Here is a 20,051-nt window from a genome sequence, read left to right as displayed (position 1 = left end):
ATATCTACAGTGCAGGAGAATCACCATTGGGTAAAATTACTGGCCAACAAGTAGCTGAAGCAATTTCTGATTATCATCAACAGGTTTACTATCAACCATCTTTAGAATTAGTAAGTGCATTTTTACATAAAGTCTTAAGACCAGGGGATTTGGCAATATTTCTCAGTGCTGGTAACCTCAATAAAATTATTCCAGAGGTTATAGCATTTTATCAACAACCTCACTATCAGGTTGTGTCTAGTGAAACAGCTTAATAGAGAAACATTCAGTTGAGTTCGCTCACTCTAAACACTATCTTCAAAATTACAATAATTCAAGTATTAGTTATGACTATGACTCTCTCCGATCACATAGCTAGTTCAGCTAAAAGGCCACAATATAAACCTATTCCACTACTGGGAACAGATTGTGTAATTAGGTCTAATGTTCCTTTAGCTCCTCTGACTTCTTTCCGAGTAGGAGGACCTGCTGAATGGTATGTTACACCAAAAAAATTAGATCAATTACAAGCAAGTTTTCAGTTTGCTAACTCTGAAGGATTACCTATTACTCTGTTAGGAGCAGGTTCAAATATGTTAGTGAGCGATCGTGGTTTACCTGGATTAGTTATTAGTAGTCGTAACCTCCGTCACATTAACTTTGAACAAGAAACAGGTCTTCTAACTGTGGGTGCTGGTGAATCATTACCACGCATTGCTTGGAAGGCAGCTAGAATGGGTTGGCAAGGTTTGGAGTGGGTTGTTGGTATCCCTGGTACTGTTGGTGGTGCTGTGGTAATGAATGCTGGGGCACAAGGTAAATGTATAGCTGATATATTAGTTAATGCCCATGTTATGTTGCCTGATGGTCGGATAGAAATTCTGTCTCCTCAAGATTTGGAATACAGCTATCGTCATTCTAGACTACAAGGTAAGTCTATTTTGGTGGCTCAAGCTACTTTTCAGTTACAACCAGGGGAAAATCCTGCTTCGGTGACTGCTATAACTTCTGAAAATTTTAACAAGCGAAAGACTAGCCAACCTTATCATTTACCTAGTTGTGGTAGTGTTTTTCGCAATCCTGGGCCAAAAGCTGCTGGTTGGTTAATTGAACAAACTGGGCTTAAGGGTTATCAAATAGGCATGGCCCAAGTTGCTCACCGTCATGCAAACTTTATTCTTAATTGTGGGGGAGCTACAGCTAACGATATTTTCCAATTGATATATCATGTTCAAGAACAAGTGGAAAAGCAATGGTCTTTTCTATTAAAACCAGAGGTAAAAATGATCGGAGATTTTTCAGGAGCAGCAACTTTCTAATACCAGTAAACTCAACCTTTGTTTCTAGCTAGTTAAACAATCTAGTCTAGTGCAAATTAGGTACACAAGATGGATAAATCAACTTTAGATACCGAGTTTTTCTGTTAATTATTCAGATTTCTCACTACAAGTAAATTACCATCATGTTTCGATTAGTAATAGTTATTAAAATTGGCAGAAATTTCAGATTCCCCCACCTTCTGAATTAATTACTATATTTTAGGCATTCTATGCTCTATAAACATCTTTTAACTAATATTATTGCTAATTATGGTATTGGGAAATTTTGAATAAATTAGGGCTGGAAATGGCAGGTTCGTCATTTCAGTTATCAGTACTGACTCCTGTTTGCGCAGCATGACCTAGGAAACCCAGAGGCAAGAAAATACTGAAGTTTACTTTTGTCATCCCCCTATAGAGCGACAGCTCGTGGCGCAGCTAAGGGAAGGCTTGAGACCCTATTTTTTGGTCAAATTATTAATTTAATTAGGTACTAAAAATCTATTGCAGTGTTATGATTTTTATGTAAAGATACCATGATATTATTATATATAAGGTAGGTGCGCATTTTGAAAGGCTCCTACTAAAGCACAAAATCTAACTAGATTCTGTATAAATATATTGAGAATCTAGAATAATTAAAATATGTGCTGCATAAATTATTAGTTTCTAATGATTTAATGGCAACAAACAAATACAAATAAGACTTACCATAGAAGAGTAATAATTATGACACAATCAGGAAAAGGCTTTGGCTTCGGGTTAGGTAAAATGAAAGAACTAACTGAGGCTTTTAAAAAAGCTCAACAGGTTCAAGACGGAGCTAAAAAACTCCAAGAAGACCTAGATAAATTAGAGGTTGAAGGGGTAGCAGGTGGTGGTTTAGTTAAGGTTTTTTTGAGTGGGAACCAAGAACCACGGCGAGTAGAAATTTCACCTGATGCACTAGGAGAAGGAGCAGAAGTAATTTCTGAATTGGTGACAGTAGCAATGCAAGATGCTTATAGTAAGTCTACTGCTACTATGCGCGAGCGCATGGAAGAATTGACAGGTGGTTTAAATATACCTGGACTTTCATGAAGTCATAAGTCAGAATTCAGAAGTCAGAAGTCAGATAGGGGGAGCCGTCGGTAGGGCGACGTACAGAAGTTGTTTTTGTAACGGGGATGCGTGAGCAACCCTTCAAAAACATTTCGCCTTAAAAAGCGGGGTTGCGCGACCCAATTCTGTTTGATAATTTAAGTCTTAATAGCTAGGGCAGGTTTAAGTTAAGAACCAATGTATCGTAGACTAACAACTAACCTGTATCCTAGTCTTAATAATATTTATAAAATTGTCATTTCAGTTAGCCTCCTCCAGAGGAACTGCGGACTTCAGCAACTCTATTTGAAACCTTATTTAAAACATAAGGAATATTCTCTTTTTTATCCCCTTAAAAGGAGAGGTTATTGAGCAAATTTTTTCAGTTAGAAGACTATTTATAAAGTAATAGCTTCAATCATTTAGATGAATTTTTATAATTAATGAGGCTTGATATTAGCGATAAAAACTTTCTTATCTTCTTCCTTCTTCCTTCTTCCTTCTTCAAGATTACCCAAAAATTAAGGTATAAAGCCTCTCCATTCATGGAGAAAAAAGCGGTCGAGGGATGGCGAGGGGACCTCGCCATATCCATGAGACCAAGACAGCGGTCGTTTTGCTTCGCATAACTACGTTAACGGCTGTCGCCGACATGGCAAGCGCAGCATGACAAACGGAAAAAGCGTAGCTTCCCGTAGGGTGCGATGGCTCGAAACCTGCGCCATATCCATGAGACCAACAGAAGAAAAAATCCTTTTATCCAATCTTCTGAATTTATAAGAAGAGGTAATTCTAAATTCTAAATTCTAAATTCTAAATTCTGGACCTATTTTTGATTAATTTATGGAATATAAATTATTATTTGTTTGTCTTGGTAATATCTGCCGTTCTCCATCAGCAGAAAATATCATGAATCATCTGATAGAAAAAGCTAATTTGAACCATAGTATAGTTTGTGATTCTGCTGGTACAGGAGGTTATCATATAGGTAGTCCACCTGATTCTAGGATGACTTATGCAGCTAAGATGCGAGGAATTACTCTTAAAGGTGCAGCTCGTAAATTTCAAGTAGCAGATTTTGATAATTTTGACTTAATATTGACAATGGATAAGGATAATTATCGGGATGTACTGCGCTTAGATACTGCTGGTAAATATCAGGATAAAGTAAAATTAATGTGCGACTTTTGTAGGTATTTTGATGTGCAAGAAGTTCCCGATCCTTATTATGGTGGTCAGGATGGATTTGACTATGTAATTGAAATACTTTTAGATGCTTGTGAGGGACTATTAGAGTATATTATTAATCAAAAAATAGCTATAAATTAGCACTCAATTAGTCTTAATTTTTTTTGTAAAAATCAACTCAAACTAACTAAATTTCCAATTAATTAGTAAAGTAATTTTCCATTGTAAAACGAACTAATTCAGCTCGATTATTAGTATTAGTTTTTCTCAATAAACTACTGACATATTTTTCAATAGTTCTATGGCTTAAATGTAGGCGATCGCCAATCTGAACATTAGAAAGACCATTAACTAAAAGACTCAAAACTTGTTGTTCTCGCTCAGTCAAACTAATCTGAGCATTGGCTATAACTGACTGAGATACTGCCTCTGAATAATGTAATTCAGATGGCTTTTCTATCTTAGAATATTGATTAAATGTAGGTGAAACTTGAGCAATAAGAGCAGACCGATCCAACAAAGACCGAACTACTGCTCCTAACTCTGGTAATTCAAAAGGCTTTGGTAAGTAAATATCACACCCCAAATTATAACCTTTTACTCGTTCTTCTGTACTTGTATGGGCAGTTAAAAAAATCACAGGCAATAAACGAAAAATGGGACGCGATCTAACTTGTCGTACCAGCTCATAACCATTCATTTCTGGCATGGCAATATCAGTAATCATCAGGTGTGGCCGAGATTTCTCTAATAAATCTAAAGCTTGTTGACCATTTTCAGCTTTGATTACCAAATAACCAGAAATTTCTAGGTAATCACCAACACATAAACGAGTTCCCAAATCATCATCAACTACGAGAATTGTTAAGGGCATTATTTAATGGGAATAGGGAAGTAAATTAACATTAGAAGTAGGGAAATACCCAGAGTATTAATAGCTAATTTTTGTGCTTGTAAAGCTATCCTCTATTAAAATACTCATGACCAAAAATCAGGTCAATAGCTTCCTTTTTATAAGGGGATAAAAAAAGAAAATTAAGTATTTTGCCTCCCTATTGCAAGAGGTACTGTTAAGTAACAGCGTAGCTCCTCCTTACTTTTAATATGCGCAGCAAAGCATTCCGTTTGCGTAGTATTCCATACCAAAAGGAAAAAACGTAGCTCTGACCTTAGGAGGCTAACTGAAATGACGCTGACCCTAGGTATACAGCTCAGTTGTCCCAATACCGCAATTTAGGTGGGTATTTCTGCCCAACTTTGATGTCGGCAAGGGGTCTCCCGTTATACATAAGTTAACGGGAGGGGAATTGCCGACCAACAAATAAACCGCGCAGCGTCCACTTAGAAGTTGCATTGTCTGCTTTTTTGTGTCACCCTTGATTATATCAGGAGTAGCGGTAGTACGCACCTGAGAAAACTATGAGAACAAATAGCGAGTATGGAGTTTAATTGGTGAAGTTCGCCCTCAAGCCGTGAAAAGGTAAAGCTCTTGAGGGAATTTTCTGGAGTGCAGAATTGTTTAGTACAAAAAAACGGTTGGTCTCCGAGTCTGGTGTCTGTAGAAGGTTAAGTGGTTGCACTCCCTGTGTTTCGCTCCGCGACATGTAACGCGCAGCGTTGCGCCAGCAAAACAGAAAGCCCTATCTGTGAGGAAGGGATGCCTACATTATAATCTTTGATTTGATGTAGGAGAACGTCACTGCATTACTTATAAGTCACAAAGCACCCACAAACTGACTTTACCGAATAATTAAGGTTTAAAGCCTCTCCTTTAAAGGAGAAACAAGCGGTCGTTTGCGGAGCAGTCCGTTAGGATGGGATGGCGTTTGCTACCGCAAAGCTTTCCATTCCGGAATGCTACCGCAAACGCTAACAGCGGAGCGGCTCTGATAAGAGCGGGTCTCCTCGCCATATCCAATCGGCCAAGAGAGAAAATATTTTCCTTTTATTCAATCCTCTTCCTTTTAGGGATAGGTAATTATCAATTATCAATTATCAATTATCAATTATCAATTATCCATTATCCATTATCAATTATCAATTATTGAACGGCTATTTCTGTTCCCCAGAGTCCTTGAGTTACCGAAAAATTGGGGTATGGGCCTCGCCCATAAGCGGGCGACTTTTAGATCGTTTTTGATTGATATAGATATGTTATAATGGTAGCCTAGGGACACGCCTCCTCCGGAGGAGCTTTGAACTGCGGAAACTTTAAACGGACGCGGAGGGGAGCGTCAGACTAACGTATTAGTTAGCACCTAGCCGATGTTAGCCGAGCTTTGCGGTAGCAAAACGTCAACCCGCCGAAGAGCTACGGCTCAGTTTTGTTTCTCCGTGTCTGCCTGTTACCGAATTATTAATTATTAATTATTAATAATTAAATAATTCTGGTTTAAAGCCTCCCCTTTTAAGGGGAAAAAAAAGAAATAATATCTCCTGATATTCAATTCCGTAGCGGTTTTAACCAGAGGTAATTATCAATTATCAATTATCCATTATCAATTAATGAACTCCTCCGGAGGAGCTGCGCTAACAGAGGAGCTTTCCTATAGTCATGCTGCGCAAACGCTAACAGACCGGAGAGGATGTCAATACATTCCCTAGTCCACAAGTAAAAACTATATCTGCTGCTGCACGATCCTAATAAGTCCAATAACCACTCCTAATGCTCAAGGCAAAATAACTATCATAATACTACTGATAGCTTACAGATAAATTAGCTGGTTGCCCAACATTTCCATGAAAAACAATATGCTTTTGGTTAGCTGCCAAATGGCGTAAAATCTTGTAGATGATTTCTATCTTTTCATCAGCACCTACTTTTTGGGCAATTTCTGCTAAAGATAGGGGAGAACCATCTTGCTTGAGGACATTTACTACCTGTTGTTGTAACTCTAGCACTGTAGCCGCAGCTTTTTTACCTGCTTCTACTCCTGGTTGGTGATAGGCATTAATATTAACTAGAGAACCATAAAAACTAACAGCTCTCTCATAAAGAGCAATTAAAGCTCCTACATTTTTAGGATTAACTTTGGGTATTGTAACTGTAATAGAATCTCGCTGATTTTCATAAAGTGCTTGTCTAGTACCTTGGAGAAAACCAGATAAGTAGTCACCAGAAGTTACTCCAGGTTCTACTTCAGGAGAAATACCTTGACGATCCTCTAGAACTTCGATGAAGGTAGTAAAGAAATTAGGTACACCATCACGCAACTGTTGGACATAAGCGTGCTGGTCTGTAGAACCTTTATTACCATAAACTGCAATACCTTGATTGACTATATTACCATCTAGGTCTTTTTCTTTACCTAAAGATTCCATTACCAACTGCTGTAAATAACGACTGAACATTGACAAACTGTCTTTGTAGGGGAGAACTACCATATCTTTTTCCCCTCGTCCGTTACCTACAGCGTACCAACTCAAAGCTAATAAAGCAGAGGGGTTGCCTTTAATATCATGTTTGCGAGTGGCTATGTCCATTTCTTTCGCCCCATCTAACATAGCCTGGATATCAATTCCTTGCAATGCTGCTGGTAGTAAACCAACGGAGGATAATTCAGAAGTACGTCCCCCTACCCAGTCTGCCATAGGAATAATATTTAGCCATCCTTCAGATTTGGCAATTTTACCTAGTTTACTATCGGGGGTGGTAGTAGCGACGGCGTGGGGAGCAAAGTCTAGATTTTGAGCAGCATAAGCTGCTTTGACTTCCATCATACCATTGCGAGGTTCTGGGGTACCCCCTGACTTGGAGATGACTATTACTAGGGTGCTGTTGAGGCGGTCTTTGAGGTTGTAGAGTACTTGGTCGATACCTGCAGGGTCGGTATTATCGATGAAATGTATTTGCATTGGTGGGTCATTTGGACTAAGGGCTTCGGCCACAAATTGAGGACCGAGAGCTGAACCACCGATACCAATGGACAGAATATCTGTAAATTTGGGGGCATTGGGAGGTTTGATTTCTCCACTATGGACTTTCTTGGCAAAAGTCTCAATCTGTTCGATAGTCTGGACAATTTCTTGTTTTATTTCGGGGGTGGGCGCAAGTTCTGGGGCTCTTAGCCAGTAGTGGCCAACCATTCGGTTTTCGTCTGGGTTGGCGATCGCTCCTTTTTCTAATGCTTCTATATCTTGGAAAGCTTTTTCAAATTTAGGCTTGATTGTTTCTAGAAAAGAATCGTCAAATTTAATGCGACTTATATCAACATAAAAGTTTAATCCTTCATGGTAATAAAGCCAGTTAATATAGCGTTGCCAGAGTGATTTTGAGTCCATAAAAATTACTGTATTTTGTGTTTTTTTAGCCTGTTACCTAATAGTTTAGAAGACTAAATTTGTGGCTTTGGTAAAATACGGATAAATTTAAGAATTTGACCTGTTACTTCTATACCAATCAGATATTTGTCCACAGTAAATCTATAGAAAATAGCATTGGTTCCAAGTTGTCGTAATTCTGGTAGTTCTTGTAAGTAATTTATTTGACTGAATTTGAGAAAACAAAGTCATATATTTTTTGGTAGGCAGCAGTTTCTAAAGTTTTGAGGTCTTCGACAAAAGACCGAGCATAACGCACTTCTAAATTCACAATAAAATTGTTTTTTTCTATACTTTATTCTTGATGATTATTGCTGATTTTTAGTTGAATTATCTTCTCGCTCAAAGTGTAATATTTGTATAGCTTCTTCTTTAGTTAGGATATCTCCTGGTTTATGAGTTGTTTTAGATTGTTGAATAGCTTGTAACATGAAGCTGTCATAATAAAGTGTTTGTAAATATTCCCAACTTCTTTCTATATCTGCATCAGACATTTTACCTATTAGAGAGTACAACTTACTTTTGAGAAAGTTAATTTTTTTGAATTTACCATATATTTATCCTAATTTTATCGTGTTATATGTTACTCAAAAATTGAGATTTTTCGGGGTTTAATAATGTAAGCATTCCGCAGGAAATTCTTACTTAATAATTTTTTTATTTTAGTTACTGAAGTTGCGTTGGAATCGTGGGTCGAAGTGATGTTTCTTTTTTTGATTACATTTACTGCAGAGGGTTTGTAGATTACTAATATCGTTACTACCACCACTAGCTAGGGGGATAATATGGTCTATAGTAAGTTGTGCTTCTCTAGTAGTTTTACCACAACTTTTACAATGGTAATTGTCGCGCTCGAATACATATTTTCTGACTGCTAAAGGGATTTTTATTCGGGGAGTTTTGTTCATAATTTATTTCTGATTAAATCTCTGATTTTTGTTAATACACCACGATTATATCACTACTTAAAAATTATCAAAATACTAACATTATTTTACTGTGGATATTCAGTTATAATAAATCTTTAAGCATAATGTTTAATCGATCGAATAATGTGTAAGCATTCCCCAGTAAATGCTTGCGTAATTTTTTATTCTTTGTAAGCATTCCGCAGGAAATGCTTACTATTCTTTCTCCATTTAAAAAGTTACTTTTACCTTTTAGTCAATCTTCTCCCTTTTAAGGAGAAGTAATTATCAATTATCAATTATCCATTATCCATTAATGAATTAGTTTGCTATGACTTGAATTTTAATGGGAAAAATTTACTTCTATAGAAAGTTTTGAAGTATGCCTTACAGGAGATAAAATAATCGTGTAAACCCAATAATTTTTTGTTATGTCTTCAGAAAAAACTTCCACAACTGCATCAACTACTGGAGCAGATGCTGTGGATAAGGCGATCGCTAAAGGAATAGATTTAGATGGTTCTGTTATTCCACCAGAAAAGCTCGACCTTTATCACAAGGTAATGGCATTAGAAGGTCAACGACAACGGAGTGGGGTTAGTAATACTATGCGGTCTCGTATTGTGCGTATTGGGGCGAAGCATATTTCCCAGGAAGAGTTAAATCAAATGTTGAAAGATGCAGATTTTGCTCCACTTAAAGATAAAGAAATTGCTTTTTATTATGGTGGGAAATAAAAATAGTTTGTAGTTAGTATTTTAGTGCTTTTATTTCAGGGTTTGATAATTGTTATATCTAAATTTTGAATCCTGACAGGAGGGGGAAGCATTCGGAAAGAGAATCTAGAGTTTATACTTTTAGTTACTGCCTGAATGTTAGCCCCTACAATTTTCAACTAAGCAAACAGGGGATTTTCTCTATATCCAAAAATATTCTGACAAAGGTTTATCAAAATATTTGATTTTTTGATATTATGCCAATTTTCCCAAGGAATATTACGAATAATAAGTTTGATTAAAAGGTACTTGTAGGAGATGTTTATTGGACGAAAAAGATAATTTACTACCTAAAAAATGGAATCTAAGCCATTCATTCTGTACGTCGCTAATCTGACAGCTCCCCTACCTTACTCCTAATAAATAGTCTAGTTATTTGTAGCAAAAATTTATCAGGCTTGGTATTAGCGATCGCTCTAGAAAAACAAATATTTATATCCACTATCTGACTAAGTTAAAAATAATTGATTTTTGGATAAATTTTGGGTTGTTAAATCATGGAGAAAATGTCAGAAGTATTATCAAGAAATGAAATTTGAGAATCATTTACATTTTATAGCTAGGTTAGGTATCTGCCAGGGATTGAAATCCCTGACTATAGAAAAAAAACTCTCCAAAAAGTGAAACAAAATTAGTCTCTTAAAATAGATTTCAGCCATTAGCCAATAAATTTATTTCTTAGGGGGAGAACATCCTTTGTTCAGTAACTAATTTTCCTCATTAAATTTTTGGCGTAAATCATCAAGTGGAGATTCTAATTCACTGTTTTTAGATAACTTTTTTTCAGATGTTTGAGAAACTTCTTGTTCATCAGGGTAAAATTCTAAAGCAAGTTTTATTTTACCTTTTACCCAACCACCTGAACCTAATCTTAATACTTTACAATCAAAACCATTAAAAATTAAATTTTCCTTGCTACTTATTCTTTCAGTCAATTTTTGCACTAACTCACTGACTTGGAAGGTTGTGCTTTTGATTATGTGGGGTTGATTTTTATGAAGCTCTTCTTCTACTGAGATAACTTCATCATTTCTCAGGTGTTCAAATTTGTTTCCCATGTAATTTTTCCCTTTAACTAAATAATAGATATGATATCAGGTAGAAGTAATTTTGGAGTATAAGTTTACTTTAGTTATCACCTACTTAATTTTCCTCATTAAATTTTTTCCGTAAATCATCAAGGGGTGATTCTGGTTCGATATATTCTGAATTTTCGTTGTTAGAAACTTCCTCTTTTTCTTCTAGATCCACATAAAATTCGACAGTTAATTTAACTCTGACTTCTGCTTTTTTCCATTGTTCGGAACCCAGATTAAGAATTTCACAATCCATACCATTTTCAAACCATCTACTATAGGGTTCATTCATACCGGGTGGTCTGAAAATTGTATTGGGTATTCTAATACCGTTTTGGCTAAGTTTACCACTTAATTAAGATCCTAGATTATTGCTAAATGATTTATTTAATGCGCGTTTAAAACTACCTATTTTGTATGTAGCATTTACAAAATAAATCATATCATTATCATTACAATCTTTAGGGTAAAAATTTTCTTCCATATTAATTTCCATTTTTTAATTTCTATTCTTGGTTAAATGTACGATATCGATCATATACTGGGAATATTTCAGAATCATTATTTTCATTTTGTAAGTTTACAAGAAATTTCTGAGTGGGGTTAGTTGGAGACTGTCTGAATTTTTGACGGAATATTTTGGTTGTATTATTTCTTGTCCTCTCCAGAATTAGAAATTGATAGGCTAATTACCTAACGGATATAAATGTAGTTTTTGTCGGTTAGATTTACTACTTATTATTTTGACTAAATTTTGGCAGTAAGTCATCTAGGGGAGATGTTTTTGGTTCGAGATATTCTGAAATATTATGGTGAGTAAAATTCTGGTCAAAAACCAAAATTTCATGGTCGTAAACAGAGATAACATCTTCTTGAGATAGGAAAGTTTTTTGATTCATTATTATTTACTATCTGGGTATCTTACAAAAAATTTATGACTGGGGTGAGTTATGAAACTGTCTGAATTTTTGACGGAATATTTTGGTTGTATTATTTCTTTTCCTCTCCAGAATTAGAAATTGATAGGCTAATTACCTGAGGGATATAAATGTAGTTTTTGTCGGTCAGATTTACTACTTATTATACGGATATAAATATAGAGATAACATCTTCTTGAGCTAGGAAAATTTTTTGATTCATTATTATTTACTATCTGGGTACCTTACAAGAAATTTATGACTGGGGAATGATTTTTGTTAGATATTTCTGTTTCATTTTCTGACTGACTTGATTGAGTTTTTTCAGTATCTTCTTCTGGTGGGTCGGGGCAAAATTCGACAGTAACTTTTACCTTGATTTTCCCTGAATGCCACTCTTTAGCACCATATATGAGAATTTGACAATCTACACCTTCTTCAAATACTTGTTCTTTTATTTCATCAGAAACTCTTAAATTATGTTGGATGATAGCTGCAAATTGGGTTACTTGAAGAATTAAAATTTGAAAATAGGAACTTAAACCTAATTCTGCTGCTATGGGACGAAGTAAGAGTTCTATAACTTCTAAATTTTCCAATGGTTAATATTTATGTTCCATGTGAGTTTACTCCTTCTATATTTTTGCCTGAATAAATAAAGATGTAGAGGGATAAACTACCCTACATAAATCTAGATTTCTGGGAAAATTTCTACTGATTTTCCTGATTAAATTTTTGTCGTAAGTCGTCTAGAGGTGATATTTCAGGTTCGATATTTTCTGAATTATTTTTGTCAGAAATTTCTACTTCATTTTCTGACTGACTTAATTCAGTTTCTTCCATCTCTTTTTCAGATTCATCAGGGTAAAATTGGACAGTAAGTTCTACTTTGATTTTTCCTTTTTGCCAACTTTGAGCGCCTAATCTCAAAACTTCACACTCTACACCATCATAATCATCATAAAATAGTTGATTTTTTATTTTCTTATCCCGAATATCTACTCTACTAATAATTGCTGATTGTCAGTTGGAAATTATCATATGTAAATATTTAAAGTTGTTTGAATTCAGAGCTAAATATGTACCGACATTTACATCAATTTCAACAACTTCGTCCCAGTTTAATACAATAAAATCTTGATTATCTGAATTTTCTGCCATTTTTTAATTCCTCTATTTCCAATAAATTATTAAGTGGGGATATGCAGGGTATTTCAGCAAGACACCCTACATTTTTCTGAGCAAGACTATCCCTAACTATTCAACTTCATCTGCGGAGGTAAGTCATCAAGTGGGGATACTTCAATTTACATATTTTCTGAATTATGATTGTCAGAAACTTCTATTTCATTTTTTGACTTATTTGATTCAGTTTCTTCAGGTTCATCAGGATAAAATTTATCAAACTGCTATTACTTTTAATTTTTAACTTTTGACTTTTGCCTTGCGCGAATCACTATAACTGTAGGATGCTTCAACAACACACCCTACATTTCTCTGAAATAAAACTACCCCTAACTATTCAAATTCATCTGCTGTCTTAAATCATCAAGCGGGGATATTTCTGCACTCTCCAATAATTTCTCATTTTCATCACTTACCGCATCCAAATCATCCTCACCTTTCCCAAAATTAAATCCAGAAATAATTGGCAACTGCCGCTCATTCAATAACATCGTCTGTAAACAACTATTAATATTAGAAACCGCTTGATTATAAACCCCAATCTTTTCCTTAACCTCAGTTTGTAAACGCAAATTTCGTTGAATTTTATCCCCAGCTTCGGTCTCCAAACTTTTCTCTAAATATTCCCGCGCTTGATTATATTGCTGCATAATATCTTCCCCTTGTTTTTCCGCCATAGGTAATAAATGAGTCTTCAAAGTTTGATTCACAGTTTGCCGAAAAGTCTGCCGAATTGTCTTAGAAACTTTCGGCTCAAAATCCAACTTCAACAATTGTCTAATTGCTGGTTCCGCCTCTACCATACTGCTACAGTCAAAACTTTGAGAAGTCTGTAATAAAGTCTGTCTAAACTGATAGATAGAAAAAGTTCCTTCATCATAAAAACGAGGACTTTCTCGCACAAACCTGTCACATTCTATCCGCGCCGCACTTATTAATGCTGTGGTAACTGCTTTTTCTACTTCCTTTAAATGTTGTTCAATACCTCCATCATTCCCCAACAAACGATAAAGTTGCCGATAATATTCTGACTTACGAACTCGGTCAATTAAACGTTGAAAAAATCCACTTACCACTGACTGGGTAGAATCAACTAAAATATCCTCCAATTGATTCGCTAAATAATAAAGTGCTTCGACCAAAACTGCTAATAAAGGTGCCGTTGCATTCCGTGGATGATTAATAGTTGCCCGACTATAAGCAGCTTCTACAGAAAAAGTATCTAATAATTCATCTAAACGACGAATCATCCGAGATTGGAGTTGATTAAAATCTGCTTCAAAACCATCACATTTATTTGTGACTAGGAAATTTACTTCCTCAGAAATATGCTCGCTAAACTCCTCCCCCACTTCCTGAAGTTGAGAATTCAACAATGATAATTCCTGGATTTTCATTGCCTCTATTTCCTGGGGTTGACTTGCCAAATTTTGTTGAGTAGCTAAATAATTTTTCTGTAATTGAATACAGATATTTTGTAAATCATCTGCCAAATTGGCAAATAATTGTGGACGTTTTTCCTCCTTCAGATACCGAGTAATTCCATCCCTAAATTCTTCTATTCCACTATCTTTGATTAATTGTTCGATTAACGGTTTTCCCCACTCACCTAAAATCCGGACATAATTTTCATTAGGTGACTCAAAACCATTAATACTTATCCGAAAATTACTCGGAAGTTTGCGAGAAGTCCCACAATAATTGTTAAAAGCATAGACAAACTGTGGTGTTTCCTCCTCCTCATCTAAACCTTTAACACTATTAGCAAATATACTATCTAAACCAAAGCGATCGCCTGCACTTGCTTCTTTAATTGAGCTGCCATAAAAACCTAACAACCCACTGGTTTTATAAATCCTTTCCGTCTCCCGAAAATCAGAAATAATCAAACTTTCTAATCGTTGTCTGAGTTGAGAATTGTACCAAGTTTCATCAATACGATTAAACACATAAAAAACCCGGTCTCTAATACCAGGATTTTCTCGCATTTTTTCCAGTAATTCTGTTTCTTCAGTTGTCATATCTCCCGCAGCAGCAGCTTTTAAAACACAAACAACTGCAGAAGTTTCTGGGTTTTCTATTTTGTCATAAGTAACTTGAGCATCTTTTTCTACAGGCGCATCAATTCCTGGGGTATCAATAATCACATTTCCATCTTCTAAAAGAGGATGATGACAATAATATTCCACCCGCTTCAACACAGCACTATTCATCCCCCGTCGGGCATAACTTGCTGCTTCTTTCAAGTTAGAAAAATTAAACTGCTCCATAGAATAAATAGCATTTTCGGCAGAATGAATACATTCTTTATTAACCTCAAAACCATCTACTAATAATTTCAATGCTTTTGCTTGTTTAGCCCGCTCCGATTTATTTTCGCCACCTTCATTTTTAATAATTGCGTCGCATTGTTCCCGGATAATTTCGATGACTTCTGGTTGTTGAATTTTAGCACTGGGGTCTAAACCTAATTCCTTTCGTAAAATTGCTACTTGTTCTTGAATTTCTGCCCCGCTTAAAAATGTTAAAACTACTCGTTCTTTTTCAGGTTCAGCATATTCAATATAACATTCTGTTCCTGTGGCGTGACCTTCTGCACTATAAAGTAATTCTCTTCCTAATAAAGCATTAATTAACATCGACTTACCCGCACTAAAAGCTCCCGCAAATACTATTTCAAATTTGGGAGAAATTACTTTATTTAAAGAAGCACGAACTGCTGTTGTATCTTGTTGCCTAAGAGTAGATTCTTGATGCAATAATTGAAGTAAACTTTCTACCTGATTTTGTAAGTCTTGACATTGGGTGGGAATTATATTCATTTTGTCTTGATGATGTGAGCAAGTATTTGTGATTTTATTATTGATTATTTGTTTCTACACAACAATAGTATTTTCACTGATTAAAATTTTATTTTGATCGGGACAAGGCTTTCATTAATTGATAATTGATAATGGATAATGGATAATTACCTCTGTTTCAAACCGTTACGGAATTGAATATAAGGAAATATTACTTCTTTTTTTCCCCTTGTAGAGCGACAGCTCGCGGTGCAGCCAAGGGGAGGCTAATAAAGCTGAATAATTAATAATTATTAGTGATTAATTATTCGGTAATTTTAGGGATAAATTCAAAAAATTATTAGACTTATCCGAAAAAGAATAGACTTTTTGCAGAAGTAGGCAACAGTGAAGAAAATTTATGAAAAAAGGCACAAAAAATTCTCTACATCTGTAATTTATACTTCTATGTCTGTGAGTAATTGTCAAGCCAATTTAAAAAAAGAATGCTACAAAAAGGTGCATCTCAATGGGAGAGACTTAAAAAGAGTTTCTCTAATTCATTTTAGATAGTTATATAGCAACGAACAAGTTGCTTAGGACTTATGTTGATGATGAGCTTCAGACAGGGAAATGCTTTTCTCCTGTTCCCAGTTAAGTGTTCCCTGTTCCCTGCTATATTTATTATTTTTACTTTTTTATTCAATACTTCTTTCTTCTTCCAAATTCTGTCTTCCCTCTGACTTACGAAAGTTCCATACAACTACCATTCTTAAACAATTAATAATTACCTCTTCTGTAATAGAAAGATTGGCTAAAAAAAAATTTTTTCTTCTCTTGGTCGATTGGATATGGCGAGGTCTCCTCGCCATCCCTCAACCGCTTTTTTCTCCATGAATGGAGAGGCTCTATACTACCAAGCGTGAAAAAAGAATGTTACAAATAATAAGCAGTATTAAAATAATTTGTAGGAAATATCTATTGGACGAAAAAGATAAATTACTACATAAAAAATGGTATAAAATCTATTCATTATGAGTCGGTATTCGCCCTCCTGGAAGGGGCGCGGGTGGGTTGACTTTTAAGCAGTAACCTAAATATTTGTAGCAAAGATTTATCAAACTGGTATACCTTAATTTTTCGGTAACAAACAAGGATATAAAGCGCTAGAAACAACATTTTTATCAGAAAAAAACTCAATCTATATTTACATCTCAAATAAAAACACTATATTGGCGATCGCCATTTTTATCGGCAATATATTGGCACAATATTCAGCCAAAAAAAGCGGAAGCTCTGACCCAGCAAAACTGCCGTTTGCCCTGAAGTAGTAGGGAATAAAAAATATATTTGTTTAATTGAGCAATGAATCTAAAAATAGTTTCTCCTACCTGTTTGACCTAACCATCAAAATTAACTGTAATTTTGATTGAATACTGATTAATTATTATTGTTAAATATACTCAAATGACTGACCATTATTTAACCGATAAAAATGATTGTTAGAAAAATTTTGCTAAAAACAATACTAGCATCTCTAAAATTATCTCTATTTTTCCATTTATCATTTATCAAGAATAAGAAAGCCTACCTTCTGAAAGGCGAAATCAACAGAAATAATACTATAGCCTTTCTCAAGTTACTGAGGTACAGTTGCTTTTCTTTCTTACCTGATGGAGCTATTCCCTACAACCTAAAATTTTCTACCTCACGCTTTTTGATAATTGCTATAGTCAGTTTTAAGTAGTAGAAAAATCGAAGATTGCAAAAATTAGTTAATTATTGCTGTAAAAATAACTCGATATTGACAAAAATATTATTTATTAACAAGCCAAAATCTAGCCGGGAACAGGGAACAGTAGGAAAATCATTTCCCTATATAAAGATAATTGTCAGTCTATATCCTAATCGCTATGACTATTGTTTTAAGTAGTAGAAAAATCAAAGATTGAAAAAATTAGTTAATTATTGCTATGAAAATAGCTCCATATTGACAAAAAAATGACTGATTAACAAGCAAAAAATCTGTTATATTTGATAGAGAAGTTGTAAGTATTATGGCATCTATGAAAATCAAAATGTATGACCTAGTGGGGGCAGAAAATAACAGAGCTTTTAGCCCCTACTGCTGGAGAATTCGTATGGCTCTAGCCCATAAACAACTTGAAGTAGAAAGAATTCCTTGGCACTTTACTGAAAAAGAAGCGATCGCTTTCTCAGGTCAAGAAAAAGTACCTATAATTGTTGATGGCGAACAAGTAGTTTTTGACTCTTGGAATATTGCCAATTACTTAGAGAAAACTTATCCAAATCAACCTTCTTTATTGGGTTGTTCCCAAGCAAAAGCCCAAGCTTTATTTATCAAAAATTGGGATGAAAAAGTTTTGACCCCAGCCTTACTACCAATCCTCATCTACAATGTATTTGAACATATAGATGCCAAAGATAAAGCTTATTTTCGAGAAAATCGCGAACAAAAATTAGGCAAAACACTAGAAGAATTTAAGGAAGTAAAACAATCTCAAATTGATAATTTTAGAACCATCCTCTCTCCTTTAAAAGAAACTTTAAATCAACAGCCTTTCCTGGCAGGGGAAAAACCAAACTTTGCCGATTACATTATATTTGCTAGGTTTCAATTTGCTCGTTCTATTTCCCCCATAAAATTATTAGAAACCAACGACCCTGTTAATATGTGGCGGGAAAAAATGCTCGATTTATTTAACGGTCTGGCACGTCAAAGTCTTGGTTACAATTAACTAGCTATCAGCTATTAGTTGTCAGCTATCAGCCTAAAAATTTGCGCATATAATTAGGTATCTGTTTGCGGAGCAGTCCGTCAGGAAAAGCTTAGGTTTAAAGTAAGCATTGAGCTATTAGTAATCAGCTCTCCGCTTTGTAAGCATTCAGCAGTCAGCCATCAGCTATTAGCTATGTGTTATAAACTAATTATCATACTAGAAGGGAATTATCTACCAAGTAGAATTAAGTAGTCGTGTAAAAATAACTTGAACAGTTTTTTTAATGGAAGCTATATTTCACAATTTATCACAGATAAAATTTGTACAACTTATTCTTACATGGCTCCTAAAGTTCATTAATTAAATTGCCCATAACCTAACCTCAGTTATTGTTTGAATATTTTCATGCATCTGATTGTTGTTTGCGGAGCATGACAAACGGAAATGCGAGCTAGCTGAATGCTTACTAGCTTTTTAATGAATGAAGCCAGCTTTATTTTAACTTCTACTACATTTTTAACCAGAGTATTGAAGTACAAGAAAGACTCGCTTGAGTTGTGGACCCATGCAATTATGTGGTAAGAAATGAGTTAATAATTCATCGCTGATAGCTGAATGCTGACGGCTGAATACTTACGGTTTAAATATCCGACTTCTATTAATTCGCTTAATTTTAGGAAGGGTTTAAATCCCCTACTAAAAAGCTGACTGCTGATTGCTGAAGTCCTGTTTGCGCAGCATTCCGTCAGGAAAGACTTTTTAATAGCAAACTTCAAAAAAATTGGAGCTTTTTTAAATTATGACTATCGACTTATATTACTGGCCTACTCCTAATGGCTGGAAAGTTTCTATTATGTTAGAAGAAACAGAAACTCCCTATAACTTAATTCCAGTTAATATTACCGCCGGAGACCAATTTCAGCCAGAATATTTGAAAATTAGCCCTAACAATAAAATGCCAGCCATTGTTGACCCCAATGGACCCAATGGCAATCCTATTTCTATCTTCGAGTCAGGAGCTATTTTGCTTTATTTAGCTGAAAAAACAAGTCGTTTTATTCCCCATAACCCAAGCGATCGCTACACAGTAATTCAGTGGCTAATGTTTCAAATGGGAGGTGTTGGCCCAATGTTAGGGCAAACTCATCATTTTCGTCAATATGCACCGGAAAAAATTCCCTATGCAATTGAAAGATACACCAATGAAGCATCCCGTTTATATGGAGTATTAAATCGACAATTATCTCAAGTAGAATATGTCGCGGGAGATTATTCTATTGCTGATATGGCAATATATCCTTGGATAGTACCCTATGAAAAACAAGGACAAAATTTATCAGACTTTCCTCATTTAAAACGATGGTTTGAAACTATTAGTCAGCGACCTGCAGTGACTCGTGGTTTAGCAGTTTTGAGTGAGAGTCGGACAAAGAAGTTTGATGAAAAAGCCAGGGAAAATCTTTTCGGCGCTCGTCAATTTCAGCAGTAATTAATTATTAGTTTTTGTAGGGTAGTTCAACAATAAATAATTAATAATTATGGTTTGCTGAAAAAGTCTGATGGTAATGATAGGCAACAGGCAATAGCTCCTTCATTAATTGATAATTGATAATGGATAATTGATAATTACCTCTGGTTAAAACCGCTACGGAATTGAATATAAGGAAATATTATTTCTTCTCTTGGTCGATTGGATATGGCGAGGAGACCGCTCTTATCAGAGCCGCTCCGCTTTTAGCGCAGCTTTGCGATAGCAAACGCCATCCCTCGACCGCTTTTTCC

At 35.2% G+C, this 20,051-nt stretch carries 15 protein-coding genes and 2 pseudogenes; 7 read left to right on the top strand and 10 right to left on the bottom strand.

The window, feature by feature from the left end:
• The 4 genes and pseudogenes from SAGCYANO_RS09970 to SAGCYANO_RS09955 all read left to right on the top strand — a co-directional run.
• Positions 1-254, top strand: a pseudogene (locus tag SAGCYANO_RS09970) (UDP-N-acetylmuramate--L-alanine ligase); the annotation flags it as partial.
• Positions 255-326: 72 nt separating this feature from the next.
• Positions 327-1,298, top strand: coding sequence for a UDP-N-acetylmuramate dehydrogenase (murB, locus tag SAGCYANO_RS09965; RefSeq protein ID WP_202219928.1), 972 nt, complete (start codon positions 327-329; stop codon positions 1,296-1,298).
• A 729-nt stretch (positions 1,299-2,027) separates the two neighbouring features.
• Positions 2,028-2,378, top strand: a complete 351-nt coding sequence (locus SAGCYANO_RS09960) for a YbaB/EbfC family nucleoid-associated protein (protein ID WP_202219927.1) — start codon at positions 2,028-2,030, stop codon at positions 2,376-2,378.
• A gap of 843 nt (positions 2,379-3,221) precedes the next feature.
• On the top strand, positions 3,222-3,707 hold the full coding sequence (locus SAGCYANO_RS09955; protein ID WP_202219926.1) for a low molecular weight protein-tyrosine-phosphatase: 486 nt from the start codon (positions 3,222-3,224) through the stop codon (positions 3,705-3,707).
• 58 nt (positions 3,708-3,765) lie between these two features.
• Here SAGCYANO_RS09955 and SAGCYANO_RS09950 read toward each other — a convergent pair whose 3' ends face one another.
• The 4 genes from SAGCYANO_RS09950 to SAGCYANO_RS09930 form a co-directional block, all read right to left on the bottom strand.
• On the bottom strand, positions 3,766-4,440 hold the full coding sequence (locus SAGCYANO_RS09950; RefSeq protein ID WP_202219925.1) for a response regulator transcription factor: 675 nt from the start codon (positions 4,438-4,440) through the stop codon (positions 3,766-3,768).
• Between the two features lie 1,820 nt (positions 4,441-6,260).
• A complete protein-coding gene (locus tag SAGCYANO_RS09945) occupies positions 6,261-7,847 on the bottom strand; it encodes a glucose-6-phosphate isomerase (protein ID WP_202219924.1) in 1,587 nt (528 codons plus the stop codon).
• A gap of 347 nt (positions 7,848-8,194) precedes the next feature.
• Positions 8,195-8,380, bottom strand: a complete 186-nt coding sequence (locus tag SAGCYANO_RS09935; protein ID WP_202219923.1) for a hypothetical protein — start codon at positions 8,378-8,380, stop codon at positions 8,195-8,197.
• Between the two features lie 168 nt (positions 8,381-8,548).
• On the bottom strand, positions 8,549-8,794 hold the full coding sequence (locus SAGCYANO_RS09930) for an HNH endonuclease (RefSeq protein ID WP_202219922.1): 246 nt from the start codon (positions 8,792-8,794) through the stop codon (positions 8,549-8,551).
• 431 nt (positions 8,795-9,225) lie between these two features.
• Here SAGCYANO_RS09930 and SAGCYANO_RS09925 point away from each other — a divergent pair, with 431 nt between their 5' ends.
• On the top strand, positions 9,226-9,531 hold the full coding sequence (locus SAGCYANO_RS09925) for a DUF4090 family protein (protein ID WP_202219921.1): 306 nt from the start codon (positions 9,226-9,228) through the stop codon (positions 9,529-9,531).
• A gap of 746 nt (positions 9,532-10,277) precedes the next feature.
• Here SAGCYANO_RS09925 and SAGCYANO_RS09920 read toward each other — a convergent pair.
• The 6 genes and pseudogenes from SAGCYANO_RS09920 to SAGCYANO_RS09885 all read right to left on the bottom strand — a co-directional run bounded on the left by SAGCYANO_RS09920 (position 10,278) and on the right by SAGCYANO_RS09885 (position 15,570).
• Positions 10,278-10,628: a KGK domain-containing protein gene (locus SAGCYANO_RS09920; RefSeq protein WP_202219920.1), complete on the bottom strand. Its 351-nt coding sequence runs from the start codon at positions 10,626-10,628 to the stop codon at positions 10,278-10,280.
• An 85-nt stretch (positions 10,629-10,713) separates the two neighbouring features.
• A pseudogene (locus SAGCYANO_RS44495) lies at positions 10,714-11,130 on the bottom strand (KGK domain-containing protein).
• A gap of 247 nt (positions 11,131-11,377) precedes the next feature.
• Positions 11,378-11,545, bottom strand: a complete 168-nt coding sequence (locus SAGCYANO_RS09905) for a hypothetical protein (RefSeq protein WP_202219917.1) — start codon at positions 11,543-11,545, stop codon at positions 11,378-11,380.
• A gap of 263 nt (positions 11,546-11,808) precedes the next feature.
• Positions 11,809-12,162 (bottom strand): KGK domain-containing protein, encoded by a 354-nt coding sequence (locus tag SAGCYANO_RS09900; protein ID WP_202219916.1) that lies wholly within the window; start codon positions 12,160-12,162, stop codon positions 11,809-11,811.
• A gap of 112 nt (positions 12,163-12,274) precedes the next feature.
• Complete coding sequence (locus tag SAGCYANO_RS09895; protein WP_255502520.1) at positions 12,275-12,544, bottom strand: KGK domain-containing protein; 270 nt, start codon at positions 12,542-12,544, stop codon at positions 12,275-12,277.
• Between the two features lie 533 nt (positions 12,545-13,077).
• Positions 13,078-15,570 carry a dynamin-like GTPase family protein gene (locus tag SAGCYANO_RS09885; protein ID WP_202219914.1) on the bottom strand — a complete coding sequence of 831 codons (2,493 nt, stop codon included), beginning with the start codon at positions 15,568-15,570 and terminating at the stop codon, positions 13,078-13,080.
• A gap of 2,015 nt (positions 15,571-17,585) precedes the next feature.
• Here SAGCYANO_RS09885 and SAGCYANO_RS09875 point away from each other — a divergent pair.
• On the top strand, positions 17,586-18,287 hold the full coding sequence (locus SAGCYANO_RS09875; protein WP_237396028.1) for a glutathione S-transferase family protein: 702 nt from the start codon (positions 17,586-17,588) through the stop codon (positions 18,285-18,287).
• Between the two features lie 781 nt (positions 18,288-19,068).
• Positions 19,069-19,758 (top strand): glutathione S-transferase N-terminal domain-containing protein, encoded by a 690-nt coding sequence (locus tag SAGCYANO_RS09870; RefSeq protein WP_202219912.1) that lies wholly within the window; start codon positions 19,069-19,071, stop codon positions 19,756-19,758.
• Positions 19,759-20,051 lie beyond the last annotated feature (293 nt).

The sequence above is a fragment of the Okeania sp. KiyG1 genome (assembly GCF_014132355.1).
Classification (GTDB): Bacteria; Cyanobacteriota; Cyanobacteriia; order Cyanobacteriales; family Microcoleaceae; genus Okeania.
This window is presented reverse-complemented; position numbering and strand designations above follow the sequence as displayed.